Consider the following 24502-nt stretch of genomic DNA (forward strand, 5'->3'; position numbering starts at 1 on the left):
CACCAAGGGGCGAGGCTTCGCTCGCAGAAAGGCAGAAACTTTATAGCTTCTGCCTTTTTTATGCCCGTCATCTTTCAAGCCGCCGGTTTTCAAGCCGCCAGTGTTGGCCTATTGTTGTTTCACGCGCGGCGGTCTGCCAGGGAAGCGGCGGCGAACCAAGACAAAGAACAGTGGCACGAAGAAAATAGCCAGCACAGTTGCAGAAATCATCCCGCCCATCACGCCGGTACCCACCGCATGTTGGCTACCTGAGCCAGCGCCTTGACTGATAGCCATCGGCAATACACCAAAGATAAATGCCAGTGATGTCATCAGAATTGGCCGCAACCGCAGGCGGGAAGCTTCAAGCGTCGCCTCCACCAAATCCTTGCCTTTATGGTTCAACTCACTGGCAAATTCGACAATCAATATGGCATTTTTGGCGGATAGCCCAATAATGGTCAGCAATCCGACTTGGAAATAGACATCATTTTCCAAGCCCCGCATCCAGGTGGCAGCGACCGCCCCAATCACTCCGAGCGGCACCACTAACATCACCGAGAAGGGTATCGACCAACTTTCATATAACGCCGCCAGACATAAAAACACCACTAATAGCGAGATAGCATACAACGCCGGCGCTTGTGAGCCAGATAGCCGCTCCTGATAGGACATTCCCGTCCATTCCAGGCCGAATCCATTGGGCAGTTGTTTAACCAACCCTTCCATCACATTCATGGCGGTACCGGTACTGACGCCCGGAGCGGCTTCGCCGACAATTTCTAATGCCGAATAGCCGTTGTAGCGCTCCAGCCGCGGCGACCCATATTCCCAGCGGGTGGTAGAAAATGCCGAGAAAGGCACCATGCTGCCACTTTTATTGCGCACAAACCATTTGTTGACGTCTTCCGGCAGCATCCGCGCCGTGGCTTCGGATTGGACATACACTTTCTTCACTCGGCCGCGGTCAACAAAGTCATTAACGTAAGTCGAACCCCACGCGGTTTTTAGCGTGTTGTTAATATCATCCAATGACACGCCCAGTGCTTGTGCTTTGCGCTGATCAATATCTATCTGCAATTGCGGGCTATCATCTAACCCGTTATGGCGCACGCGAGTCAGCGCGGGGTCTTGGGCAGCCATTTGCAGTAATTGGTCACGGGCGGCCATCAGTTTATCGTGGCCTAAGCCGCCGTGATCTTGTAATTCCATATCAAAACCTGATGAGCCACCTAAACCTGAAATGGCCGGTGGGCTGCTGACCGAGACTCGGGCCTCGACAATTTTATTAAACACTTTGGTGGCGCGTTCAATAATGGCAAAAGATGAGTCATTGCTGTCTTTTCGCTGTTCCCAATCTGCCAGCCGAATGAACAAGCGCGCGACGTTTTGGCCATTACCGCCGGGGCCGGACCCCACGGTAGCGAATACCGACAGCACATTATTTTTCTCTGCTGTCAGGAAGTAATTCTCGACTTTCTGCACCACTTTGAGTGTTTGTTGCTGAGTGGAGCCGACAGGAAGTTGCACTTGCGCCATAAACACGCCACGGTCTTCCAGCGGCAAAAATGAAGTCGGTAACTTGATAAACAGCAGTGCCAGCCCACCTAACAGCAATACATACAGCAGCATATAACGCGCACTATGGTGCAATACGCGCGCTACGCCCCGCTCGTAGCGGTGCGCATTGCGGTCAAACATGCGGTTAAACCAGCCAAAAAAACCGCGTTTGGCATGATGATGCCCCGGTTTGATGGGTTTGAGCATGGTGGCGCAAAGTGCCGGGGTCAGAATCAAAGCCACCAGTACGGAAAGCACCATGGCGGAGACGATAGTAATGGAGAACTGGCGGTAAATGGCCCCGGTGGTGCCACCGAAGAAAGCCATCGGGATAAACACCGCCGACAGCACCAGCGCAATGCCCACCAGTGCACCCTGAATTTGCCCCATAGATTTACGGGTGGCTTCGCGCGGATCAAGCCCTTCTTCGCTCATCACGCGCTCCACGTTTTCCACCACCACGATAGCATCATCGACTAACAGGCCGATGGCTAACACAATGGCAAACATGGTTAAGGTATTGATACTGAAACCGAATGCCGACAGTATCGCGAAAGTGCCCAATAACACCACCGGCACGGCGATAGTCGGAATGAGTGTGGCGCGGAAGTTTTGTAAGAACAAATACATCACCAGGAAAACCAGCAAAATGGCTTCCAGCAATGTTTTCACCACATCCTTAATGGAAGCTTTCACAAAGGGGGTGGTTTCGTAAGCGACTTTTGCCTCAAGGCCATGGGGGAAGAAAGGCGTCAGTTCGGCAATACGCGCTTTCACCAGAGCATCGGTTTGCAATTCGTTGGCACCGGAAGCCAACTGAATACTCATCCCCGATGCGGCCTGGCCATTGTAGCGGCTAAGGTAATTGTAATTCTCTGCACCCAATTCGACTTTTGCGACGTCACCCAGTGTGACCAACGAACCGTCCTGATTGACTCGCAGCGTGATAGCTCTGAATTGCTCGGGTGTTTGCAATTGGGATTGTGCATTAATCGTGGCATTCAAAGATTGGCTGTCTACCGCGGGCGTCCCCCCAAGCTGGCCCACCGCAATTTGGCTATTTTGTGATTGGATGGCGGTGACAATATCTTGTGTCGTCAGTTGATAATTATTGAGCTTATTGGGGTCGAGCCAAATCCGCATTGCATATTGCGAGCCAAAAGCATTGATACTGCCAACCCCTTCGATTCGGCTCAGTGGATCTTGCAGATTACTGGCGACATAGTCGGCAATATCTTGTTTATCCATGCTGTCATCGGTGGACACAAAGGCCAGCATCATCAAGGTGCTATCACCGGATTTGGAAACTGAAATACCTTGCTGCTGGACATCCTGCGGCAGTTTTTTGGTCGCCGATTGCAGCTGGTTTTGCACTTGCTGCATAGCTTCATTGGGGTTAGTGCCCGCCTGGAAAGTCAACGTGACGGTGGCCGTACCTGCGCTGCTGCTTTGTGACGACATATACAGCAAGTTATCCAGCCCGGTCATACTTTGTTCTATGACCTGCGTGACAGTATTTTCCAGTGTTTGCGCCGAAGCTCCGGGATAGGAGGCACTGATGCGCACATTTGGCGGTGCAAGGTTGGGATATTGCTCAACCGGGAGGGTGGAGATTGCCAATGCGCCAGTAAGACACAAAATTATCGCCAATACCCAAGCAAAGATTGGGCGGTCGATGAAAAAATTTGCCATGCAGTGCCAGCCTCTCAAGTTAAATGCAGCAGAATCTACCATGCACTTTACGCGGGAATCCGGCATAAAACGTGAAGAAAATAAGGAGAAGCTGTAAATAACATCGTTAAAATTTGAGTTAATTCATCTTGATGGTGATAAGAATGATAAACAGGCGTTTTTTCGGCTATCAAGTAGACTATTGAGTAGCTATCCAACCTAGGAAGGTATTATGGAACTTAATCCGGTATTTGCTCGTCGTCTCTACCTTTGCTGGCTTATCAGCCGAGGGGAGTCATTGAATGTGCCGCGCTTAATGGAATTGACGGGGTGGCCGCGGCGCACATTGCAGGATGTCTTGAAAGCGCTGCCAGGATTGGGCATTACAATGACATTTGTGCAGGATGGGGTGCGCAATAATGCTGGATATTACCGGTTAGATAGCTGGGGGCCACTGAATAAAAAATGGATAGACGATAACCATGTTTTTATTTTAGCAGCCATTGAATAACCTAATAGCTTGGCTGCTATTATACCCGTCATACTTCAAGCTGCATGTGCGTTGGCGACGTTCAATAACCCGTATCACTTACTACAGTAAGCTCATCGGGATTTTCTCTCTTTCCGCCTTCCTGCAACTCGAATTACTTAGGGTATAGATAATAGGGTAGTTATTAGTATTTTTTATTTTCTAAAAATAGGATGGTTGCCGCAACACGCGAGCGAACATTCAGTTTCCGTAATAAATTACGAATATGCACTTTTACCGTCTCTTCAGAAATGTGTAACTCAAACGCGACCTGTTTATTGGACATTCCGCGTGCGACCTCTTGCAAAACATCTAATTCCCGCTCGGTTAATTCAGAGAATGGATTAACCTGTTCGTGTCGGGAAGATAAATATTGTGTGACCTCATCACTGAATACTTTCTCACCCTTTGCAGCAAGGCGGATATTTTCTAGCAATATTTCAGGTTCGCTGTCTTTGAGCAGGTAGCCATCTGCACCAGCATCTATCATTGCATACACATCACTGCGCGCATCAGAGACAGTCAAAACAATAATTCGCGCATCTATGCCTTCATTGCGTAATGCTTTCAAGGTATCCAGCCCAGACATTCCTTTCATGTTCAGATCAAGCAGAATGACATCCGGCTGACACGCGGCCGCTTTGGTAATAGCATCGCTGCCGCAGTTGGCTTCAGCAATCACATTAAAATTGCTATCCAGTTCAAGTAACTGTTTTATCCCACGGCGCATGAGAGGATGATCATCAACGATCATAATGGTGTGATTTTGGGTCATGATAAGTAAGGTCCCTGTAACCAATAACATTAAATGATTGGCTGTTGATCGTGGATTATTTGGGGTCGTTAATTTGGCCGACCATGTTATCCATCATAGTTAGTTTAACCACGCTTTGAGTGTACCTTAAAACGCCGGCCAAATTCATTTAACAGCGGCAATTTATCTGAAGAATAATGACTAAATTGCATTTCTTTTTGATAGCGATTCTCATCAAATGAATCGTTATATAAAAAATGTAATAACGCAAATAGATTTAACAGTGAGAAACCACGCAAATAACCACTAAATTAATTGATCTTGCTCAATATCTACCGACGATTAACTCTAAAGAGTAATTATTTTATTACTCATTATTCTGTATCTAATACCTCAACACTGGGGAATCTTCTTTAATACAAATAAGAATTATTATCATTATATTGGTGTAACTCACCAAGCTTTAAATGAACACTTAGCTCACGTATACGCACGCGCGCCAGTAGATGTTAAGGATATCAGCATGACTGATTTATCACGGCGTAAATTGTTGACTGGCTTTTGGCAAGCCGGTAAGCAGCAGCCCTCAGTGATTCGGCCACCGTGGTCAGTCATCGAAAGCGATTTTATTGCTGGCTGTACGCGTTGCCATGACTGTGTTGCCACTTGTGAAACTGGCGTGTTGATTGCTGGTAGTGGTGGGTTCCCCGAAATAGATTTTCAGCGTGCCGAGTGCAATTTCTGTCAAGCCTGTGTACAGGCCTGTGAAGCGGATGTTTTCACCGCGACCGCACTGCCCGCCTGGTCGCTAAAAATCAACATATCAGACTGCTGTTTACCTTTTCACAATATTGAATGTCGCAGTTGTCAGGACAGTTGTGAAACGCGGGCGATTAAATTCCGCCCACGGCTAAATGGTATTGCTCAACCCGAATTAGACCTTCCTGCTTGTACCGGCTGTGGTGCCTGTGTACCCAGTTGCCCAGTCCAGGCAGTAACCCTCACCCGGAGTGAAGATGGACGATAAAGAATGGCATGTCTGTGGATTGGTAATACAAGCCAAACCTGCGCGAATAGCGCCGCTAATCGACAGCCTATTGGCGATTCCGGGAACAGAAATACCCACCAGTGATACCGCTCTGGGTAAATTGGTGGTGGTTATGCAGGCAGCGCGCTCAGACGTGCTCCTGAATTATATTGAGTCAGCACGCAATCTGGATGGTGTGTTGGCTGTATCGCTGGTTTATCACCAGCAGGATCAGCAAGGTGAGGAAATGCCATGAAACTCAGTCGCCGGGATTTTATGAAGGCCAATGCCGCAGTTGCGGCGGCGTGCGCTGCCGGATTGACCATACCCACTGTCGCCAAGGCTGCTGTGGGCGAGACAACAAATGCAATAAAATGGGATAAAGCGCCTTGCCGATTCTGTGGTACTGGCTGCGGTGTTTTGGTCGGCACGCAAAATGGCCGAATCGTGGCATCTCAAGGTGACCCGGATTCACCGGTCAACCGTGGGTTGAACTGCATAAAAGGCTATTTCCTGCCTAAAATCATGTACGGCAAAGACCGCCTGACTCAGCCGCTGTTGCGCATGAAAGACGGTCAATATGATAAAGAGGGCGATTTCACCCCAGTAAGCTGGGAAAAAGCCTTTGATATCATGGAACTGAAATTTAAAAATGCGCTGAAAGAAAAAGGCCCGACGGCGGTAGGCATGTTCGGCTCCGGCCAGTGGACGGTGTGGGAAGGGTACGCAGCATCCAAATTACTGAAAGCCGGTTTCCGCTCCAACAACCTTGATCCCAATGCACGCCACTGTATGGCTTCTTCCGTGGTGGGCTTTATGCGCACCTTTGGTATGGATGAGCCGATGGGGTGCTTTGATGATATTGAAGAAGCAGATGCCTTTGTGCTCTGGGGCTCCAATATGGCGGAGATGCACCCTATCTTATGGTCGCGTATGACCAGCCGTCGCCTGACTGATGACAATGTCAGAATCGCTGTACTGTCTACTTTTGAGCATCGCAGCTTTGAACTGGCCGATAACCCGATGGTCTTTACCCCGCAGACCGATTTGGCGATTATGAATTATATCGCCAATTACATTATTCAAAATAATGCAGTTGATCAGGGCTTCCTTGACCGCCATGTGAATTTCCGCCGGGGTGCGACGGACATCGGTTATGGTTTACGGCCAACACATCCACTGGAAAAAGCGGCTAAAAATCCCGGTAGCGATGCCTCTGAGCCAATGAGCTTTGATGATTTTAAAGCTTTTGTGGCAGAGTACACACTGGAAAAAACCGCCAAAATGAGCGGCGTGCCGGAAGACCAATTGGAGTCACTGGCGCAGCTATATGCAGACCCTAAAGTGAAGCTGGTGTCCTACTGGACCATGGGCTTTAACCAGCATACCCGTGGTGTGTGGGCCAATAACATGTGCTACAACCTGCACCTGTTAACCGGCAAAATTTCTAAACCGGGTTCTGGGCCTTTCTCTCTGACCGGCCAGCCTTCTGCTTGCGGTACAGCCCGTGAAGTGGGGACTTTCTCCCACCGCCTGCCCGCCGACATGGTGGTCACCAATGAAAAACATCGCCAAATTGCCGAAACCAAATGGCAGCTACCGCCGGGCACTATTCCAGAAAAAGTCGGTTTACATGCAGTGGCACAAGACCGCGCGCTGAAAGATGGCACTCTCAACGCCTACTGGGTGATGTGCAATAACAACATGCAGGCCGGGCCAAATATCAATGAAGACCGCATGCCGGGTTGGCGCGATCCGCGTAACTTTATTGTGGTTTCAGACCCTTATCCCACCATCAGTGCACTGGCCGCGGACCTTATCTTGCCGACCGCCATGTGGGTCGAGAAAGAGGGCGCTTACGGTAATGCCGAGCGCCGTACCCAATTCTGGCGGCAACAAGTGCCGGCACCGGGTGAGGCAAAATCTGATTTATGGCAGATGGTTGAGTTTGCCAAACGCTTCAAAGTTGAAGAAGTGTGGCCAGCCGAGCTTATTGACAAAAAACCGGAATATCGCGGTAAGACACTGTATGACGTGCTGTTTGCCAACAATGTGGTGAATAAATATCCGTTGAGTGAGATTCCTGCTGACCAATTAAATGATGAAGCGCGCGACTTCGGTTTCTACCTGCAAAAAGGGTTGTTTGAAGAGTATGCCGAATTTGGCCGTGGCCATGGTCATGATTTAGCGCCGTTCGACCGCTACCACCAAGAGCGCGGTCTGCGCTGGCCAGTGGTAAATGGTAAAGAAACTCTCTGGCGTTATCGCGAAGGTTTTGACCCCTTTGTACCGAAAGGCGAGGATGTCCGTTTTTATGGCAAACCGGATGGTAAAGCGGTGATATTCGCGCTGCCTTATGAACCCGCCGCCGAAAGCCCGGATCAGGAATATGACCTGTGGCTCTCCACTGGCCGCGTGCTGGAGCATTGGCACACCGGTTCCATGACCCGCCGTGTGCCGGAGTTACATCGTGCTTTCCCAGAAGCCGTGCTATTCATTCACCCATTGGATGCTAAAGCCCGTGATTTACGGCGCGGTGACAAAGTGAAAGTGATTTCACGCCGTGGCGAAGTGATTTCGCTGGTCGAAACTCGTGGCCGTAACCGCCCGCCACAAGGGCTGGTGTATATGCCGTTCTTTGATGCCGCGCAGCTGGTGAATAACCTGACGCTGGATGCCACTGATCCCTTATCCAAAGAAACTGACTTCAAGAAATGCGCAGTGAAATTGGCGCGGGTTGTTGCGTGATTGTGCAAAAGACGCGGTCTTTCAGGAGAAAATAATGAATAACACGATGTTTCATACATTCAGCCGCCGGGTAATCTCTGTGATATCACTACTGGCGGTGTTGGTAGTGGCCGGTGTTGTTAATGCTGCCAGCAATGTCGAGATGGATTTAAGCCAATCGCCCGAGGTCTCCGGCACGGCGGAGGGGACGGTGAAAATGCCCAAACAGCAACAGCGGATGGCACTGAACTATGTTAACCAACCGCCGATGGTGCCACACAGTGTGGATGGTTATCAGGTCAGCAAAAACACCAACCGCTGTCTACAATGCCACGGTGTTGAACATTACCGGGCTACGGGCGCGCCGCGTGTGAGCCCAACCCACTTTATTGACCGAGATGGCAAGGTATCGAGTGAAGTTTCGCCGCGTCGCTACTTCTGCTTGCAATGCCATGTGCCGCAAACTGATGCAGCACCAATTGTCGGTAATAGCTTCCAGCCAGCACCTGGTTTTGGTCAATAAGTAAGATGGTTATTGTGAGAATAAACAATGAATGAGACTAAAAAGCCCGGTATTATCAAACGATTATGGCATTGGTGGCGCAGGCCTAGCCGGCTGGCACTCGGGACGTTACTGCTGATTGGCTTTGTTAGTGGCATCATTTTCTGGGGCGGTTTTAATACCGGCATGGAAATGGCGAATACTGAGAAATTCTGTATTAGCTGCCATGAAATGAAAGACAACGTTTATCAGGAATACATGGGAACCATCCACTACAGCAACCGCAGTGGTGTGAAGGCGACCTGTCCGGATTGCCATGTTCCCCATGAGTGGGGGCCGAAAATGGTGCGTAAAATCAAGGCCAGCAAGGAATTGTATGCCAAAACTTTTGGTTTGATTGACACGCAGCAGAAGTTTGAGGCTCATCGCCTGACCATGGCTGAAAATGAGTGGGCGCGAATGAAAGCCAATGGTTCGCAAGAATGCCGCAACTGCCATAATTTCGACAATATGGACTTCACGGCACAGAAAACGGTGGCGGCGAAAATGCACAGTAAAGCCATTGAAGCAGGTAAAACCTGTATCGATTGCCATAAAGGTATTGCCCATAAGTTGCCGGATATGAAGGATGTGCCGACCGGTTTCTAATCCCCTGCGAACTTGAAACCGGGTTGGCTGCGCTCGTTAACCCGAATCAAATGCTCTGTGGACTGCGTGTCGACAGAGCATTTTTTATTGCTATATTAGGTATCCTTTTGCATAATAAGACCTGTTAACTGGTCTTTTGGGGGTGCTTATGCCAAGTGTAATTTTGTCAGATACTAGCGCGAGTGTGAGTGAACTGAAGAAAAATCCCATGGCGACAGTGAATGCCGGAGCTGGTTTCCCTGTTGCTATCCTGAACCGTAATCAACCTGCGTTTTATTGTGTGCCTGCTGAACTTTATGAACAAATAATGGAAGCGCTTGACGATAATGAATTGGCTAAGTTGGTTAACGAACGTCGTAACCAACCACTTCATGATATTGATTTGGAAAGCTATTTATGATCTATACCGTTAAGTTCAGAGAAGAAGCGCTAAAGGAATGGCACAAACTGGATAAGACGATACAACAGCAGTTCGCCAAAAAATTAAAAAAGTGCAGCGATAATCCACATATTGAGAGTGCTAAACTACGTGGGATGAAAGACTGTTACAAAATTAAATTACGGTCCTCAGGTTTCCGACTAGTGTATGAAGTTATTGATGATATTTTGATAGTTGCTGTGGTTGCAGTAGGAAAAAGAGAACGTAGCGAGGTTTATAAACTTGCCAGTGAAAGATTACGCTAATTATTGTTAGCCCGCTAAAGAAGGTGCTATGTCAGTCAAAATTGAGAATATCCAAAAAGAACTGTTATCAAAAAACTGGTTCAAACTACATAAATATACCTTTGATTTAATAACCGATAATGGAACCCCGGTACAACAAACTCGTGAAGTGTATGACCGGGGGAATGGCGCGACTATTCTGTTATATAACCGCCCCAATGGCACTGTGGTGCTGACTAACCAATTTCGCATGCCAACCTATGTAAACGGTAATTCCGACGGTATGTTGCTGGAAACCTGTGCCGGCTTGCTGGATAACGATTCACCGGAAGAATGTATTCGCCGTGAAGCGGTTGAAGAGACTGGTTATCAGGTCGATAAAGTACAAAAACTGTTTGAGGCTTATATGTCACCGGGCGGAGTGACTGAAATTGTCCATTTCTTTGCCGCTGAATATCATCCGGATCAGAAAGTCACCGATGATGTCGGTGTGGAGGACGAAGTTATTGAAGTGGTGGAGTTGCCGTTCACTGAAGCCATTGCCATGATGGCAGATGGCCGAATTAAAGATGGTAAAACCATTATGCTGTTGCAGTATGCGCAAATTCACGGCTTATTAAATTAATAATCTTCTTATGTGGATTACAGCGCTATGTTGTTGCCGTGATTTCGCGGCACTTAATTCTCCCATTGTTGATAACTCCCCCTGATTGATAAGTAAATTCTTCTGTTGATGCAAAAATGTTATGCAGAGTATGGCCTGCTTCATAGATTGTGATAATTCACTCACTATACTGGTTCTGTTATTGGTCATACCACCTCAAAGCATAAAAGCAAAGGGAACCTACAATGGACGAACAATTGAAACAGAGTGCGCTTGATTTTCACCAATATCCTACTCCAGGGAAAATTCAGGTGTCGCCAACCAAACCGCTAGCGACCCAACGGGATTTGGCGCTAGCTTATTCTCCTGGTGTTGCTGCACCCTGTCTGGAAATTGCTGCCGATCCACTGGCCGCCTATAAATATACTGCGCGCGGGAACTTGGTCGCGGTTATTTCGAACGGTACTGCGGTACTGGGGCTGGGCAACATTGGCGCATTAGCGGGTAAGCCGGTCATGGAGGGGAAAGGGGTTCTGTTCAAGAAATTCTCCGGTATTGATGTGTTTGATATTGAGATAGATGAACTCGATCCTGACAAACTGATCGACATTATTGCTTCGCTGGAACCCACTTTCGGCGGTATCAATCTGGAAGATATCAAAGCACCGGAATGTTTTTATATTGAGAAGAAACTGCGCGAGCGCATGAAAATCCCGGTGTTCCATGATGACCAACACGGCACGGCGATTATCTGTACCGCCGCGGTGCTCAACGGCTTGCGGGTGGTGAAGAAAGATATTAGTGATGTGAAATTGGTGGTCTCTGGGGCTGGGGCGGCATCCATTGCCTGCTTGAACTTGCTAGTCGCACTGGGATTAAAGCCACACAATATCACTGCATGTGATTCCAAGGGCGTGATTTATAAAGGCCGTGAAGCCAATATGGCGGAAACTAAAGCGGCTTACGCAATTGAAGATAATGGTCAGCGCACACTGGGCGATGCTATGCCGGGTGCGGATATCTTCCTCGGCTGCTCCGGCCCCGGTGTGCTTACGCAAGACATGGTCAAAACCATGGCACCTAGCCCGCTGATTCTGGCGTTGGCGAACCCGGAACCTGAAATTTTACCGCCATTAGCCAAAGCGGTGCGCCCAGATGCGATTATCTGCACTGGCCGCTCGGATTATCCTAATCAGGTCAACAACGTACTCTGCTTCCCGTTTATCTTCCGTGGTGCATTGGATGTAGGCGCGACCACCATTAACGAAGAAATGAAACTGGCTTGTGTGCATGCTATTGCCGATCTGGCACTGGCTGAGCAGAGTGATGTGGTGGCATCCGCTTATGGTGAACAAGACCTTTCCTTTGGCCCTGAATACATCATTCCTAAACCATTCGACCCGCGTTTGATTGTGAAAATTGCACCGGCGGTGGCGAAAGCGGCGATGGAGTCCGGTGTGGCCACGCGCCCAATCACAGATTTTAGTGCTTACGTCGAGAAACTGTCGGAATTTGTCTATAAAACCAACCTGTTTATGAAGCCGATTTTCTCGCAGGCGAAAAAAGAGATGAAGCGGGTGGTGTTGGCTGAAGGTGAAGAAGAGCGCGTATTACATGCTACTCAAGAGCTGATTTCTCAAGGGTTGGCGTATCCAATCTTGATTGGTCGCCCGAGTGTGATTGAGACTCGACTGAAGAAATTGGGCCTGCAAATTACTGCCGGGAAAGACTTCGAAGTGGTTAATAATGAATCTGACCCGCGTTTTAAAGATTATTGGCATGAATACTATCAAATCATGAAGCGCCGAGGCGTTTCACAGGAACAAGCGCGGCGCGCCGTGATTGGCAACCCAACACTGATTGGCTCCATCATGGTTCATCGGGGCGAAGCCGATGCGATGATTTGTGGCACTATTGGCACTTATCATGAGCATTATGATGTGGTTGAGAAAGTCTTCGGTTTCCGCAAGGGCGCGCATGTGGCGGGCGCAATGAATGCGCTGCTGTTGCCCACCGGTAACACGTTTATCGCCGACACTTACGTCAATGATGACCCGACGCCAGAGCAGCTAGCCGAGATTACCTTGATGGCGGCTGAAACGGTGCGCCGTTTTGGTATTGAGCCAAAAGTGGCGTTGTTGTCTCATTCAAGTTTTGGTACCTCGAATTGCCCTGCGGCCCGTAAAATGCGCCGTACTCTGGAATTGGTGAATCAGATGGCACCTGAACTGGAGATCGACGGTGAAATGCACGGTGATGCGGCGCTGGTGGAAAGTATCCGCCATAACCTGATGCCGGACAGCCCACTGAAAGGGGCGGCTAACGTGCTGATTATGCCGAATATGGAAGCGGCGCGAATCAGTTATAACTTGCTGCGCGTAACTTCTTCAGAGGGCGTAACAGTCGGGCCAGTGCTGATGGGGGTAGCAAAACCGGTGCATATTCTGACGCCGATTGCTTCGGTGCGCCGAATTGTGAATATGGTGGCGTTGGCGGTGGTTGAAGCACAAACCGAGCCACTATAAAACCTCTTCCGCTTCGGTAGTTTTTTGTGAAATGAAAAACTTATACCCAAAGTAATTGGAGTTGCAGGTAGGCAGCCAGCAAGCAAATCCCGATGAGCTTACACTTGTAAGTGATTCGGGTGAGTGCGCGCAGCTAACAACCCTGCGGCTTCAAGAACGAAGGGTATTTCGGCGGTTTTTGCTGGCCTGCTGTAACCACTTATCCAGCTCGTTGGCAAATTGCTGGCGATCCCGCTGATTTAAGGTGTTGGGGCCGCCGGTTTGAATACCACTGGCGCGCATGGTGTCCATAAAGTCGCGCATATTCAACCGCTCACGAATGGTATCCGGGGTATAACGCTCACCGCGAGGGTTTAGCGCAATCCCCCCTTTTTCAATCACTTCTGCCGCCAGCGGAATATCGGCGGTGATCACTAAGTCGTTTTTTTCGACGCGCTGCACGATTTCGTTATCGGCAACATCAAAGCCGGAAGCAACCTGTAAGGTGCGGATAAACTTCGAGGGCGGTGTTTTAAGTGGCTGATTTGCCACCAAAGTGACCATCATGCCGGTTCTGTCTGCGGCACGAAATAATACATCCTTAATGACATTCGGACAGGCGTCTGCATCAACCCAAATTTGCATCAGTGGTGTTCTCCTGCGGCTAACCAGTCTTTGACTGGCAGAAAATCGCGGTACAATGCCGCCTCAGCGCTGTCTGCCGCTGGTTGATAATTATATTCCCAGCGCACCAGTGGCGGTAGGGACATTAAAATAGATTCTGTGCGGCCCCCGGTTTGCAGACCGAATAATGTGCCACGGTCCCAGACCAGATTAAACTCAACATAACGACCACGGCGATAAAGCTGGAATTCGCGCTCGCGTTCACCCCAACTCAGTGCTTTGCGCCGTGCAACAATCGGCATATAAGCATCAAGAAAACCATTGCCGACCGCCTGAGTGAAATTGAAGCAGGTAGCAAAATCGGGGCTGTTTAAATCGTCGAAGAACAGGCCACCAATACCACGGGCTTCATTGCGGTGCTTAATATAAAAATAATCATCGCACCATTTTTTATAGCGCGGATAGACTTGCTCACCAAAGGGTTGGCACAGTCCATTGGCGGTTTTATGCCAGTGAACCGCATCTTCTTCAAATCCATAGAAGGGGGTTAAATCAAATCCGCCGCCAAACCACCACACGGGATTTTCGCCGGGTTTTTCAGCAATAAAAAAACGCACATTAGCATGGCTGGTAGGCAGATAAGGGCTGTTCGGATGAATGACCAATGACACGCCCAGCGCCTGAAAACTGCGACCTGCCAGTTCAGGGCGATGTGCTGTGGCCGATGCTGGTAATGCTGCGCCTGAAACATGCGAGAAGTTAACACCCGCCTGCTCGAATACCGCCCCGTTGACCAATACCCGACTGCGGCCACCACCGCCTTCCTCACGGACCCAATTTTCCTCTGTGAATTCAGCGTTGCCATCAGCTTGAGCCAGTGCGGCACAGATTTTATCCTGCAAACCCAGCAGGTAAGTTTTGATTTGGTCTGTATTGGGTAAATTCATCAGAAAGGTTCTAGTAGCCGGGAAATTATCAGGAGCCAAGTATACCCCGATTTACTGTCATTGTTGTACTCTCGGTGCGTATGAGTGCTGAATGGGAAATATTCTGGCGAGATTTATCTGGATCTTCTCAAATATCATTACGGACTATCACTATGGGAAATATCACTTTATTATTGCGTGATATAATAAGGCGTAATGATCAACATATTCATTTTACTCAAGGGTGCGAATATCCATGGAAATCCGCGTATTTCAGCAAGGCGATTTTGAAGAAGTGATTCTGCTGTGGGAGCATTGCGATTTGTTGCGGCCATGGAACGACCCAGAAATGGATATTGAGCGTAAGCTGAATCATGACCCCGAATTGTTCCTGGTAGCGGAAGTCAGCGGCGCGATTGTCGGCTCGGTGATGGGCGGTTATGACGGCCACCGAGGCTCCGCTTATTATCTGGGAGTTCACCCTGACTTTCGTGGTCGTGGCTTTGCCAATGCGCTGATCAGCCGCCTTGAGAAGAAACTCATTGCCCGTGGCTGCCCAAAGCTGAATATCATGGTGCGAGAAGATAATGACGCGGTAATTGGCATGTATGAAAAACTCGATTACGAAACCCAAGACAGCATCATGCTGGGCAAGCGGTTGATTGTCGATCAGGAGTATTGAGGGTTTAGTGGGTTGAATTTTAAATATATTTAATTCATACCTGCTGAGGGAATTAAGGTGTTAGTGTCTACCTGGCCGAATCATTGACTGCCCGTTGACCTTAAAATAAATAGACTCATCGGGATTAATGAGCGTCATCCTGGAGGCTCACCCTACGGGCTAGCATAAATGCTGTTCAAATCGGTTCCCGACCGATTTGTTATTCACTTGCTGCTTACCTGCGCTTCCAATGATTGTGCGGCGTGACATTATTATCTGGAGTCGCAAGCCAAAGAGCTGCGACTCCCATAATTTTAGCTATCAGATTGATTATTTAATCTTGGTAATGTTTTTCACATCGACTTCCACAGAGTTCCAGTCTTTATCTACTTTCCCTTCGATTTGGACTTTATCTTGTGGCGTAATGGTTTGGCCTTTCCAACGCTTGCTGTCGATATCCACCGTAATGGTGCCGGTGCTATCGCGGAAAGTATAGGTATCATGGCTGAGCCGCTCTACGATGCTCCCTTGTAAAGTGACATAGGCGTCATCACGCATGGTACTCACTTTATCTACCGTCGTGCTACTGGTGCTCGGGCCAGAGAAGCCGCCTTGTGTTGCTGGCTGAGCCTGTGTTGTTGCCGGGCCGTCAAAACCCCCTTGCGCAGTGTTTGTCGCACTTTGCGCCAGTAATGGCGTGCTGCATAACATAACCAAGGTGGCAGCTAAGGTCAGTTTCTTCATTTTATTGCTCCTTCAATGAATGAATTATTGCATTTGAAACCAGAGACCTTTTCGGCCTCGCTACCCAATACTAGACTAAAATCACATTAGAATTTACTGATTATAAGAAAGAATGATGAAAGCCGACCCTGTTATGGCACTTTTTCAGCGAGCTGGACTCCAATCTCTGGTTATCATATTTCAACTGCCATGCTTTTGCTTCTGTGTAGAGTTCTCTGCAAAAAAGTTCTTTGTAGAAAATGTTCTTTGCAGACAAGCTGATTGGATGCAGTGGTTTTTTAAGGAGCTTTAGATGAATATTCGCCCACAGTTGTCTGGGGTGCGCTTGTTATTACTGGGGGCCCCTCTGTTATTGGCCGGGTGTTCAGCCACGTCCGGGTTTTCTTGGTCAAGTTTGTCTCCGCTTAATTGGTTTAGTGGCAGCAGCAGTATGCAAGTGACTGATAATGGTGTCGGTGGTATCACGGCCAGTACCCCTTTGAGCGAAAATGAGATTAAAGAAGGGCTGAAAGGTGATTATCGGTTGCGCAGCGGTATGGCAACTAATGATGGCAAGCTGGTTTCTTTCTACCAAGCCATGAAAGAAAACCAAGTTAAGTTGGTTATCTCTGGTCAGCCCAAAGGCACGGTAGAGCGCATTGATGTCATGGATAAAGATATTCCGAGCCAATGGGGCGTTAGTATTGGTGCGCCATTCAGTCAGTTATATAAAAAAGCTTTTGGTGTTTGTCAGAAAGGCACTGGTGATGATAGTGGGCAAATAGAATGTGCCGCGCCCGATAGCAAGCATGTTAGCTATTTATTTGCGGGCAACTGGCATGGCCCTGAGGGCTTAATGCCATCTGACGATACTTTGCAAAGCTGGAAAGTGAGCAAGATTATCTGGCGTGCTAAAAGCGAATAAATATTATTATCCTGTTAAGGCGCGGCTTACATTTAGCGCCTTAATAATAATCCCATCCCGTTAAAAACCCTTTTCCCTTCACCCAATTTTATTTTGCGTTGACACAAGGTTATTTTAATCGCTTCAGTTATGATATTTGGCATAATCGATATAGTTTTTTAGTGAGGAAAAGAAATGACTCAAGTTCAGAGTGGCATTTTGCTGGAGCATTGCCGTTTTGCCATTTTTATGGAAGCAAGAGTACAGGGCGAATTTGATGCCATTCGCCAAGGGTGTAAAAAATTCTGCCTTTCATTGCAAGAGTTACAACAAAAATTCCCTAATGAGCATTTGGGCGCAGTTATCGCGTTTGGTTCAGATATTTGGCATGACCTATCCAATGGTCAAGGTGCACCAGAATTAAAGCCTTTTGTTGCCTTGGGCAAAGCGCCGATGATTGCTCCTGCCACCCAACGTGATTTATTGATTCATATTCAGTCATTACGCCAAGATATTAACTTTACTTTAGCACAAGCCGCTATTGCCGCTTTTGGTGATGCTATTGCAGTTGAAGAAGAGACCCATGGTTTCCGTTGGGTGGAAGAGCGTGATTTTACTGGCTTTATTGACGGTACAGAGAATCCGCAAGGAGAAAGTCGGCCAGAAGTTGCTGTCATTGCTGAGGGCGAAGAAGATGCCGGTGGCAGTTATGTATTAGTTCAGCGCTATGAGCATGACCTGAAAAAATGGCAGCGTATCCCGGAACATAAACAAGAACAAATTGTGGGGCGGACCAAGCATGACAGCGAAGAGTTGCCATCGGACCAGCGCCCTGATACTTCCCATGTTAGCCGGGTTGACCTTAAAGAGAATGGCAAAGGGCTGAAAATTCTACGTCAAAGTTTGCCTTACGGCACCGCCAGCGGTAAACACGGTTTGTATTTCATTGCCTATTGTGCGCGCTTACACAATATCGAGCAGCAATTATTGAGCATGTTCGGCTCAATTGACGGCAAGCACGATCTGTTATTAGGTTTTAGTAAGCCAGTGACCGGCAGTTATTACTTTGCGCCGTCGCTAACTAAATTATTGTCTTTATAATTGCTCTTATTCTGAATGACAAAAGGCCGGTTTCCCGGCCTTTATCTTTTGGTGACTCATTCGGTATTGTAATTACATCGCTATTGCGTCGCGCATTCTGTTGACGACGGTCTGTTTCTGTTCTTTGGTCAGTGTGCGCAATGGTAAGCGCGGATTACCGGCATCAATGCCGTGTAATTGCATTGCTGCTTTACCAGCGGCAACACCACCAAATTCAACCAAGACGCGAATAAGTGCAATAACCTGATCCATACCGCGTTGCACAGCAACTTGGTTACCTGCATTAAAATCAGCAATAATTTTATGGAACAACGGCGCTGCATAATTATAAGTGCTGCCAACTGCGCCAATAGCGCCGACGGCCAGACCACCCGGTAAATGCTCATCAACCCCGAATGGAATATCAAATTTACCGCCGCTGACACGCAGACAGCGCTGGAATTCATACAAATCCGCATTATTGAATTTAATCCCTGACAGGTTTGGGATTTTTGATTCGGCTTTGATGAGGAATTGTTCCATATCCAAATTCACACCGGACATTCCGGAATGATAATAATAAAAGCCTTTCGAGGGAGCCGCTGCCGCGATTGCCTGACAATAAGCAATAAGGTCGTCAATATTACCCGGTTTGAAGAAGCAAGGGCCGATGGCCGAGGTTGCGAAGATATCCAGTGTTTCGGCATGGCGAGAAAGGTCGACGGCATCTTTAATACTCAATGCGCCAGTATGTAAGGTAATACTCAGTTTACCTTGCGCCGTTTTTACCCAGCGCTCGGCAACTTTTTTGCGCTCTTCTACTGAGCAATGAATACCTTCACCCGTGGTGCCACACACATAGACCCCTGTCACACCATCATTGACCAGATGCTCGGCAATTTGGTCGATGACGGGATAATTAACTTCACCCTGCTCATCAAAGGGAGTGTGCGGAGCTGCGATCAGGCCGGTTAACTTTTTCATACGCATCCTTAATAAATCAGAGAGAGTGGGGCATGGTTAGCCAAAATAGTTTTGGGTACAAGTGACATCTCGTGTGATCAGTTTTTCGTCTGTTTTGCTGCTTCGTGTTTTTGTGATGTATTTTGTTGAATAGCTTCACAAAACCAACTGCAAATATGTTCTATACGCGTAATGGCAGAACCGACGGTGACAGCATAAGCGCCTGCTGATATTGCCGCTGCGGCTAATGCTGGCGAGTTATAACGGCCCTCTGCAATCACTCTACAGCCCGCTTGGGATAGCTGTTTTACCAGTTCTAAGTCCGGTTCGGTGGGAATTGACGTTTGGGTATAACCCGACAATGTGGTGCCGATAAAATCGATACCTAACCGGTGCGCTAACAGAGCATCTTCAATATTAGAGGAATCTGCCATTGTCAGGCAGCCTGTTGCTTTTGCCCGCTGGAATAAATCTTCTACTGAAACTGGGCGAGGGCGGCAGGTGACGTCAAAAGCGATAATATCGGCCCCGGCGGCACTTAACGCATCTACATCTTCCAGCCAGGGGGTGATTCTGACTTCTGAGTCAGACAAATCACGTTTAATAATGCCAATAACGGGGGCATCGGTAACCCGGCGCACCGCTTCAATATTCCTAATGCCCTCAACACGCAGACCAACCGCACCACCCGCCAGTGATGCTAATGCCATTGCCGCCACAATTTCTGGCGTATCCATGGCGCTGCCGGGGACAGGTTGGCACGAGGCGATAAGGCCATTTTGGAGCTGGTGGCGGAGACGACTTTTTTTACTTAGGTTCAGATTGCTCACGGTCTTTAGCTCCGATAAAATATTTTAAATGAAGTTTTACTCCATTATGTTAGATCTTTTATCTGTAGGGTGCAATGGTCAACCTTTCATTAATTGGGTCAAAAAGTATTTATTGTGGAGCGCAACTCCAGTATGAAAATAATAATGGAGTTGTGACAAGAAAATTGTCATAGTCATCCTATCAACATCATTACAGATATAGGGGGTTGCGCCAGATGGGAAAAGTGTTGGCACTGGATATCGGTGGAACAAAGATTGCTGCGGCGGTGGTGACTGAGAGCGGCATGTTAGTTGGCCGTCAGCAAATAGCGACACCACATGGCGGGGCAGCACAGCTGGCGATAGCACTGGAAACGCTGATTGCACCTTATCGGCATCTGGTTGATTTTATTGCGGTTGCTTCAACTGGCATTATCAATGGTGGCCGCTTGACGGCACTTAATCCTGCGAATTTGGGCGGTTTAGCGGATTTTCCGTTACAAGATTGCATCCAGTCGATCACTGATTTGCCTTGTGTGTTGCTCAATGATGGGCAGGCGGCCGCTTGGGCTGAGTATCAGGCATTAAGTCGTGATGGTAACAATGAAATTTCGGTAAAAAATATAATTTCTGTAAAAAATATGATGTTCGTGACGGTTTCCACCGGTGTGGGCGGCGGCATCGTGTTGGATAAAAAATTGCTGGTTGGTCATCATGGATTGGCCGGTCACATTGGCCACACATTGGCAGATCCCCACGGCCTGTTATGTGGCTGTGGCCGTCGAGGATGTGTTGAAAGTGTCGCCTCCGGGACGGCAATCGGCGCAGAAACACTGGGTTGGAAACAACCGGTTGCTGCCGCCAAAGTATTTGAATTGGCACAACTTGGTAATATTCATGCAGAAAATATTATTAACCGCTCCGCGACTGCGATTGCTCAAATGCTGGCCGATATGAAAATGGCATTGGATCTGGAAATAGTCATTTTGGGCGGCAGTGTTGGGCTGGCGGCGGGGTATTTGGAGCGGGTTATTGGGGCACAAAATATATTGCCGGAAATCTATCGTGTGCCAGTTCAGGCTGCCCATCACCAGCAAGATAGCGGGTTGTTGGGCGCGGCACTGTGGGCCAGATCATCACTGTAGTCATAACATCATAGCAAAACTATTGAGGCCAATATGATCAGCGGATCATTAACACAAACAGCTTTTTTCAGTGGGTTACCAGAACGTCTGCAATGGGTTTTAGCCTATTTGGCTAAGACGCCGTTGGCGGAGCTAAGTTGCGGGCGTCATGAAATAGACGGCGAGCTTGTTTTCATGAATGTGATGGAGTTTGAGACCCAACCGGCTGAAAATAAGAAGGCCGAAATGCACCGGACTTATGCAGATGTTCAACTGCTGATAAGTGGCATTGAAGGCATTGAATACTCGACTCTGACGCCCACTGAGCATCTCGAACCTTATCATGCTGACGATGACTATCAACTGATTGCCGAGATTCCAGATAAAAGCCAATTATGCATGCTACCGGGGATGTTTGCGGTATTTCTACCGGGCGAACCTCATAAGCCAGGTTGCCAGATTGCGGGGGCGGACACTATCAAGAAAGTGGTGGTGAAAGTTCATCATAGTTTATTGCATAACGAATTATCTCTATGATTTTCAAATAATAAGAAAGCACGTTATCTTTGACATCTTCCCCGGACCCCCGGGGTTTTTTTATTGATCTCACCCCGCACAATACCGCCATTTGTCTTCACGAAATGGGCCAATTATGTCATGATGCGCGGCAGAAGCGTCCTTATCCGTCAATTCTCTTTCCCTTGAGGTGTCCGCGTGAATACTGGTGCCCCCCGTTTTAAGCCAGGTAAAATTCTTGATGCCTTGGGTGCGATGCAAAATAGCCTGACCCGCTCAGCGCAGCGCATTGCCGCCTATATTTTGGCGGAACCCGCCAAAGTTACTCAGCTTTCTATTGCCGACCTTTCCTCCCTGACACAGGCCGGTGAAGCCACTATCATCCGTTTTTGCCGCACACTGGGTTATAAAGGATTCCAAGATTTCAAAATGGATTTGGCCATTGAGGTGGCAACCCGCCATCACAGTGAAAACAGCCTGTTAGATGCTGATGTGCAAGAGGGCGATGATGCATTGGCGATTGGCAATAAATTGCAATCGGCAATTAATAATGTGCTGTCTGAAACTCTGAATCTGCTGTCTTTTGAGAGTGTTGAACAGGTGGTTAAGCTATTGCGCCCGGCTGATCGCATCTGCATTTTTGGTGTTGGCTCATCCGGTATCACTGCGGAAGATGCCAAAGGTAAATTGATGCGTATCGGATTGCGGGTCGATGCGGCCACAAATAATCATTTCATGTATATGCAGGCTTCTTTGATGCGCCCCGGTGATGTGGCAATTGGTATCAGCCATTCGGGTACCTCAGCCGAAACCGTGCAAGCACTAAAACTGGCGAAGCAGGCCGGTGCCACCACAGTGGCGCTGACGCACAATATGGGCTCCACCATTACGGAACTGGCCGATTATGTGCTGATTAACGGCAACCGTCAGGGGCAGTTGCAAGGGGACTCCATCGGCACCAAAATTGCGCAATTGTTTGTTTTGGATCTGATTTATGCCCTGTTAGTCAAAGCGGATCCTGCTCAGGCAGAAAGCATTAAACGTAAAACAACCCAAGCCGTCAGTCAAAATGGATGACCGGTAATCTTTTTCTGCTGCCATATCTAGCTGCTGCTGCGGAGATCTTTCGCCCGCAGTGGTAAATACCCCATCATTCTGTTGCTTATCTTACTCACTCTGGCATTTCGCTATCTTTGTCACGTTTTAGACACATTGTGATTGAAATAGCGGGCTGATCTTATACACTCAAATGGAGTTTTACTCCTCTTATGCATTTTGTTTGGAGTAAAACCACATAAATATAAATGTGGCGAGAACCTTCGGGTAGTGACAGATTAAGTGATTTTAAACAATCAGTTGCTAGGGTTTACCTGCCGCGAGGAAAACAGTTTCTGCCAGTGAACTTAGCTGGTGGTGGAGAGAGCGACGATATGAGCACTTCAGTACAACCACAAACGGACCAACCACCTCGTGGGGATAAACCATTGCGCTGGTATAAGCAGCTCACCCCTGCACAATGGAAGGCATTTATTGCCGCCTGGATCGGTTATGCCCTGGACGGCTTTGATTTTGTTCTTATTACTCTGGTTCTGACTGATATTAAACAAGAATTCGGTTTGACGCTGATTCAAGCAACCAGTCTGATTTCAGCGGCCTTTATCTCGCGCTGGTTCGGGGGCTTGGTGCTGGGTGCTATGGGTGATCGTTATGGCCGTAAATTAGCCATGATCACCAGTATTGTGCTGTTCTCCTTTGGTACCTTGGCCTGTGGTTTGGCACCGGGTTACACCACGCTATTTATTGCCCGACTGATTATTGGTATCGGGATGGCGGGGGAGTATGGCTCCAGTTCTACCTACGTGATGGAGAGCTGGCCGAAGAATATGCGTAACAAAGCCAGCGGTTTCCTGATTTCTGGTTTCTCTATTGGTGCCGTATTAGCCGCTCAGGCTTATAGCTATGTGGTCCCGGCATTCGGCTGGCGTATGCTTTTCTACATTGGCTTACTGCCAATTATCTTTGCTTTGTGGTTGCGTAAAAATCTGCCGGAAGCAGAAGATTGGGAAAAAGCACAAAGTAAACAACAGCAGTCGAAGCAGACTAATGACCGCAACATGGTGGATATTCTGTATCGCAGCAACTTGAGCTACCTGAATATTGCGCTGACCATCTTTGCCTCCGCCGCCCTTTATGCTTGTTTCACCGGCATGGTATCTACCCCAGTCGTGGTGATCCTTGGTATTCTTTGTGCGGCAGTATTCGTCTACTTTATGGTACAAACCAGTGGTGATCGCTGGCCGACCGGTGTGATGCTGATGGTGGTGGTGTTCTGTGCCTTCCTCTACTCATGGCCGATTCAGGCATTATTGCCCACTTATCTGAAAATGGATTTGGGCTATGACCCGCATACTGTGGGCAATATATTGTTCTTTAGTGGGTTTGGTGCCGCGGTGGGCTGCTGTGTCGGGGGCTTCCTGGGGGATTGGCTGGGAACGCGTAAAGCTTATGTCACCAGTTTGCTGATTTCACAATTACTGATAATTCCACTGTTTGCCATTCAGGGCAGCAGCATCCTGTTCCTCGGCGGGTTATTGTTCCTGCAACAGATGTTGGGCCAAGGGATTGCCGGGTTATTACCAAAACTGCTGGGCGGCTACTTTGACACTGAACAACGTGCTGCGGGGCTGGGCTTTACCTATAACGTTGGCGCATTGGGCGGGGCGCTAGCGCCCATTCTAGGGGCTTCAATTGCTCAGCATCTCAGCCTCGGTACGGCGTTGGGTTCACTCTCATTTAGCCTGACATTCGTCGTGATTCTGCTCATTGGTTTTGATATGCCATCCCGTGTGCAGCGCTGGGTGCGCCCATCGGGTTTACGGATGGTGGATGCCATTGACGGCAAGCCATTCAGTGGTGCTGTTGGCCCAAATCATGTCAGTGTGGTGACACAGAAGTAAAATAATGACTTTTTATTGCCCGGTGCAGGTTGGCCGGGCTTTTTATT

Annotated in this window: 24 protein-coding genes; 17 read left to right on the plus strand and 7 right to left on the minus strand. The window is 48.4% G+C overall.

Translation table 11 applies throughout. From position 1 onward, the window contains the following. Nucleotides 1-108 precede the first annotated feature (108 nt). Nucleotides 109-3231: a multidrug efflux RND transporter permease AcrD gene (acrD, locus tag OVO64_RS08910; RefSeq protein ID WP_038635059.1), complete on the minus strand. Its 3123-nt coding sequence runs from the start codon at nt 3229-3231 to the stop codon at nt 109-111. A gap of 211 nt (nt 3232-3442) precedes the next feature. Between acrD and OVO64_RS08915 the strand changes: the two genes are divergently transcribed. Beyond that, the gene (locus OVO64_RS08915; RefSeq protein ID WP_038635056.1) at nt 3443-3721 is read left to right on the plus strand and encodes a winged helix-turn-helix domain-containing protein; all 279 of its coding nucleotides are present in this window, start codon (nt 3443-3445) and stop codon (nt 3719-3721) included. Between the two features lie 163 nt (nt 3722-3884). On the opposite strand, the gene narP is transcribed toward OVO64_RS08915, so the two are convergent. Beyond that, a complete protein-coding gene (gene narP, locus OVO64_RS08920; protein WP_038635054.1) occupies nt 3885-4514 on the minus strand; it encodes a nitrate/nitrite response regulator protein NarP in 630 nt (209 codons plus the stop codon). Between the two features lie 502 nt (nt 4515-5016). Between narP and napF the strand changes: the two genes are divergently transcribed. From napF to maeB, 9 genes are all read left to right on the plus strand, one after another. Continuing rightward, nucleotides 5017-5520, plus strand: coding sequence for a ferredoxin-type protein NapF (gene napF / locus OVO64_RS08925; RefSeq protein WP_038635051.1), 504 nt, complete (start codon nt 5017-5019; stop codon nt 5518-5520). Further along, complete coding sequence (gene napD, locus OVO64_RS08930; protein ID WP_019081761.1) at nt 5510-5776, plus strand: chaperone NapD; 267 nt, start codon at nt 5510-5512, stop codon at nt 5774-5776. Before napF ends, napD begins: the two co-directional genes overlap by 11 nt. Next, nucleotides 5773-8268: a nitrate reductase catalytic subunit NapA gene (napA, locus tag OVO64_RS08935; protein ID WP_038635047.1), complete on the plus strand. Its 2496-nt coding sequence runs from the start codon at nt 5773-5775 to the stop codon at nt 8266-8268. The genes napD and napA overlap by 4 nt, the downstream gene beginning before the upstream one ends. Nucleotides 8269-8314: 46 nt before the next feature. Continuing rightward, nucleotides 8315-8770 (plus strand): nitrate reductase cytochrome c-type subunit, encoded by a 456-nt coding sequence (gene napB / locus OVO64_RS08940; protein WP_145586196.1) that lies wholly within the window; start codon nt 8315-8317, stop codon nt 8768-8770. A 27-nt stretch (nt 8771-8797) separates the two neighbouring features. Further along, nucleotides 8798-9397: a cytochrome c-type protein NapC gene (gene napC / locus OVO64_RS08945; RefSeq protein WP_050291471.1), complete on the plus strand. Its 600-nt coding sequence runs from the start codon at nt 8798-8800 to the stop codon at nt 9395-9397. 148 nt (nt 9398-9545) lie between these two features. Next, nucleotides 9546-9797, plus strand: coding sequence for a type II toxin-antitoxin system Phd/YefM family antitoxin (locus OVO64_RS08950; RefSeq protein WP_038635039.1), 252 nt, complete (start codon nt 9546-9548; stop codon nt 9795-9797). Continuing rightward, nucleotides 9794-10081, plus strand: coding sequence for a type II toxin-antitoxin system RelE family toxin (locus OVO64_RS08955; RefSeq protein ID WP_038635036.1), 288 nt, complete (start codon nt 9794-9796; stop codon nt 10079-10081). The genes OVO64_RS08950 and OVO64_RS08955 overlap by 4 nt, the downstream gene beginning before the upstream one ends. 28 nt (nt 10082-10109) lie before the next feature. Then, on the plus strand, nt 10110-10685 hold the full coding sequence (gene nudK, locus OVO64_RS08960; RefSeq protein ID WP_038635033.1) for a GDP-mannose pyrophosphatase NudK: 576 nt from the start codon (nt 10110-10112) through the stop codon (nt 10683-10685). A 224-nt stretch (nt 10686-10909) separates the two neighbouring features. After that, a complete protein-coding gene (gene maeB / locus OVO64_RS08965; protein ID WP_038635031.1) occupies nt 10910-13189 on the plus strand; it encodes an NADP-dependent oxaloacetate-decarboxylating malate dehydrogenase in 2280 nt (759 codons plus the stop codon). Between the two features lie 150 nt (nt 13190-13339). Here the strand turns inward: maeB and OVO64_RS08970 are convergent, their stop codons facing one another. Next, the gene (locus OVO64_RS08970) at nt 13340-13813 is read right to left on the minus strand and encodes a YaiI/YqxD family protein (RefSeq protein ID WP_038635028.1); all 474 of its coding nucleotides are present in this window, start codon (nt 13811-13813) and stop codon (nt 13340-13342) included. After that, the gene (hemF, locus tag OVO64_RS08975; protein ID WP_038635025.1) at nt 13813-14739 is read right to left on the minus strand and encodes an oxygen-dependent coproporphyrinogen oxidase; all 927 of its coding nucleotides are present in this window, start codon (nt 14737-14739) and stop codon (nt 13813-13815) included. Before hemF ends, OVO64_RS08970 begins: the two co-directional genes overlap by 1 nt. Nucleotides 14740-14974: 235 nt before the next feature. Between hemF and OVO64_RS08980 the strand changes: the two genes are divergently transcribed. Then, entirely contained in the window at nt 14975-15400 is a 426-nt protein-coding gene (locus tag OVO64_RS08980) for a GNAT family acetyltransferase (protein WP_004392525.1), read from the plus strand. 309 nt (nt 15401-15709) lie between these two features. Here OVO64_RS08980 and OVO64_RS08985 read toward each other — a convergent pair whose 3' ends face one another. Continuing rightward, on the minus strand, nt 15710-16123 hold the full coding sequence (locus OVO64_RS08985; protein WP_038635020.1) for a YgiW/YdeI family stress tolerance OB fold protein: 414 nt from the start codon (nt 16121-16123) through the stop codon (nt 15710-15712). Nucleotides 16124-16415: 292 nt separating this feature from the next. Here OVO64_RS08985 and OVO64_RS08990 point away from each other — a divergent pair, with 292 nt between their 5' ends. Both OVO64_RS08990 and OVO64_RS08995 read left to right on the plus strand, forming a co-directional pair. Further along, nucleotides 16416-17027: an RpoE-regulated lipoprotein gene (locus tag OVO64_RS08990; RefSeq protein ID WP_145510182.1), complete on the plus strand. Its 612-nt coding sequence runs from the start codon at nt 16416-16418 to the stop codon at nt 17025-17027. Between the two features lie 174 nt (nt 17028-17201). Continuing rightward, a complete protein-coding gene (locus OVO64_RS08995; protein ID WP_038635014.1) occupies nt 17202-18107 on the plus strand; it encodes a Dyp-type peroxidase in 906 nt (301 codons plus the stop codon). Between the two features lie 72 nt (nt 18108-18179). Here OVO64_RS08995 and OVO64_RS09000 read toward each other — a convergent pair whose 3' ends face one another. Next, a complete protein-coding gene (locus OVO64_RS09000; RefSeq protein WP_267248721.1) occupies nt 18180-19070 on the minus strand; it encodes a dihydrodipicolinate synthase family protein in 891 nt (296 codons plus the stop codon). Nucleotides 19071-19147: 77 nt separating this feature from the next. Next, complete coding sequence (locus OVO64_RS09005; RefSeq protein ID WP_071841809.1) at nt 19148-19870, minus strand: N-acetylmannosamine-6-phosphate 2-epimerase; 723 nt, start codon at nt 19868-19870, stop codon at nt 19148-19150. 224 nt (nt 19871-20094) lie between these two features. Between OVO64_RS09005 and OVO64_RS09010 the strand changes: the two genes are divergently transcribed. The 4 genes from OVO64_RS09010 (at nt 20095) to OVO64_RS09025 (ending at nt 24455) form a co-directional block, all read left to right on the plus strand. Next, entirely contained in the window at nt 20095-21003 is a 909-nt protein-coding gene (locus OVO64_RS09010; protein ID WP_050291468.1) for an N-acetylmannosamine kinase, read from the plus strand. Between the two features lie 33 nt (nt 21004-21036). Then, entirely contained in the window at nt 21037-21519 is a 483-nt protein-coding gene (gene nanQ / locus OVO64_RS09015; RefSeq protein WP_145510181.1) for an N-acetylneuraminate anomerase, read from the plus strand. Nucleotides 21520-21696: 177 nt separating this feature from the next. Beyond that, nucleotides 21697-22575 carry a MurR/RpiR family transcriptional regulator gene (locus OVO64_RS09020; protein WP_038635000.1) on the plus strand — a complete coding sequence of 293 codons (879 nt, stop codon included), beginning with the start codon at nt 21697-21699 and terminating at the stop codon, nt 22573-22575. A 353-nt stretch (nt 22576-22928) separates the two neighbouring features. Further along, nucleotides 22929-24455, plus strand: coding sequence for an MFS transporter (locus tag OVO64_RS09025; protein WP_038634998.1), 1527 nt, complete (start codon nt 22929-22931; stop codon nt 24453-24455). Nucleotides 24456-24502 lie beyond the last annotated feature (47 nt).

This window comes from Yersinia sp. Marseille-Q5920, from assembly GCF_946902935.1.
GTDB classification, from domain to species: domain Bacteria; phylum Pseudomonadota; class Gammaproteobacteria; order Enterobacterales; family Enterobacteriaceae; genus Yersinia; species Yersinia rochesterensis.

Bases quoted from the DNA above. Each gene is read 5' to 3' on its own strand.
- acrD (WP_038635059.1), bottom strand. From the start codon at position 3,231: ATGGCAAATTTTTTCATCGACCGCCCAATCTTTGCTTGGGTATTGGCG.
- OVO64_RS08915 (WP_038635056.1), top strand. From the start codon at position 3,443: ATGGAACTTAATCCGGTATTTGCTCGTCGTCTCTACCTTTGCTGGCTT.
- narP (WP_038635054.1), bottom strand. From the start codon at position 4,514: ATGACCCAAAATCACACCATTATGATCGTTGATGATCATCCTCTCATG.
- napF (WP_038635051.1), top strand. From the start codon at position 5,017: ATGACTGATTTATCACGGCGTAAATTGTTGACTGGCTTTTGGCAAGCC.
- napD (WP_019081761.1), top strand. From the start codon at position 5,510: ATGGACGATAAAGAATGGCATGTCTGTGGATTGGTAATACAAGCCAAA.
- napA (WP_038635047.1), top strand. From the start codon at position 5,773: ATGAAACTCAGTCGCCGGGATTTTATGAAGGCCAATGCCGCAGTTGCG.
- napB (WP_145586196.1), top strand. From the start codon at position 8,315: ATGTTTCATACATTCAGCCGCCGGGTAATCTCTGTGATATCACTACTG.
- napC (WP_050291471.1), top strand. From the start codon at position 8,798: ATGAATGAGACTAAAAAGCCCGGTATTATCAAACGATTATGGCATTGG.
- OVO64_RS08950 (WP_038635039.1), top strand. From the start codon at position 9,546: ATGCCAAGTGTAATTTTGTCAGATACTAGCGCGAGTGTGAGTGAACTG.
- OVO64_RS08955 (WP_038635036.1), top strand. From the start codon at position 9,794: ATGATCTATACCGTTAAGTTCAGAGAAGAAGCGCTAAAGGAATGGCAC.
- nudK (WP_038635033.1), top strand. From the start codon at position 10,110: ATGTCAGTCAAAATTGAGAATATCCAAAAAGAACTGTTATCAAAAAAC.
- maeB (WP_038635031.1), top strand. From the start codon at position 10,910: ATGGACGAACAATTGAAACAGAGTGCGCTTGATTTTCACCAATATCCT.
- OVO64_RS08970 (WP_038635028.1), bottom strand. From the start codon at position 13,813: ATGCAAATTTGGGTTGATGCAGACGCCTGTCCGAATGTCATTAAGGAT.
- hemF (WP_038635025.1), bottom strand. From the start codon at position 14,739: ATGAATTTACCCAATACAGACCAAATCAAAACTTACCTGCTGGGTTTG.
- OVO64_RS08980 (WP_004392525.1), top strand. From the start codon at position 14,975: ATGGAAATCCGCGTATTTCAGCAAGGCGATTTTGAAGAAGTGATTCTG.
- OVO64_RS08985 (WP_038635020.1), bottom strand. From the start codon at position 16,123: ATGAAGAAACTGACCTTAGCTGCCACCTTGGTTATGTTATGCAGCACG.
- OVO64_RS08990 (WP_145510182.1), top strand. From the start codon at position 16,416: ATGAATATTCGCCCACAGTTGTCTGGGGTGCGCTTGTTATTACTGGGG.
- OVO64_RS08995 (WP_038635014.1), top strand. From the start codon at position 17,202: ATGACTCAAGTTCAGAGTGGCATTTTGCTGGAGCATTGCCGTTTTGCC.
- OVO64_RS09000 (WP_267248721.1), bottom strand. From the start codon at position 19,070: ATGAAAAAGTTAACCGGCCTGATCGCAGCTCCGCACACTCCCTTTGAT.
- OVO64_RS09010 (WP_050291468.1), top strand. From the start codon at position 20,095: ATGGGAAAAGTGTTGGCACTGGATATCGGTGGAACAAAGATTGCTGCG.
- nanQ (WP_145510181.1), top strand. From the start codon at position 21,037: ATGATCAGCGGATCATTAACACAAACAGCTTTTTTCAGTGGGTTACCA.
- OVO64_RS09025 (WP_038634998.1), top strand. From the start codon at position 22,929: ATGAGCACTTCAGTACAACCACAAACGGACCAACCACCTCGTGGGGAT.